1 protein-coding gene is annotated in these 860 nt (G+C 65.7%); it reads right to left on the bottom strand.

The genetic code is table 11. The annotated features are described in order from the left end of the window. A partial coding sequence (locus AC07V8_RS25740) for an Ig-like domain-containing protein (protein ID WP_494721511.1) occupies positions 1–860 on the bottom strand: 860 nt, incomplete at both ends.

Here is an 860-nt window from a genome sequence, read left to right as displayed (position 1 = left end):
GCGAAGGTCGCTGCATCGGTATTGTTGGCCACGACCGTGGTTTTATCCACCGTCAGGTCGCCGCTGCCGATCTGGGCTGAACCGCTGTCGGGTACGAACCGGGTGGCAACCTGGGCGCTGTTGCCGTTGGCCAGGGTAGCGCTGACCGTGACGGCTTCGGCCACGGCGTCGGTGAAGCTGATGGCGACGGCGCCTTTGGCGTCGGTGCTTGGCGTCAGCGAAGAACCAGCGGCGACCTTGGCTGAGCCGCTCAGCGTAAAGGCGACAGGCATGCCGGCCAGAGGGTTGCCACCGGCGTCGGTGATGGTGGCGGTCACCTGGTTGGTGGCGTTTTGGTTGGCGATGGCGTTATCGATGATCACCAGCATTGCGCCGTCACTGATCTGGGCGCTGGCGCTGTCGGCGCCGACGGCGATCGTGACGGGACTCAGGGCCAGCTCGCCCAGGGCGGGGGCTACCTGCAGGCTGCCGACGCGGGTGCCGGCGGTGACCACGGCTTCATAGATGCCGGGCGCGGTTTCCTGGATGGCTGCGATGACAGCCGGCTGCAGCGGCAGATTCAATGCTGCGGCCAGGCCGACGCTCGAGGTTTCTGTGAGCGGCGTGATGAGCTTGGCCGTCATGCCGGGTATGACGTTGTTGTCTTCGTCGCGCAGTTCGATCTTGACTACCGATGTGCTCTTGCCGTCGGCCAGGATGGCCGCCGGTGTTGCGGTGACCACGCTGTTCTTGACGCTGGCGTCAGGCGCGTCGACGCGGATCACGCTGGAAGCGCCGGCAGTGTTGCCCTTGGTGTCAGTGGCGGTGGCGCTGATCGGATAGACGTTGCTGCCGTCTGTCTGGTAAGCCGGCAGGGTGAT

The organism is Collimonas sp. GW821-FHT02H07, from assembly GCF_059421505.1.
The sequence above is the reverse complement of the archived record's forward strand: the minus strand, read 5'-3'. Positions and strand labels throughout refer to the sequence as shown.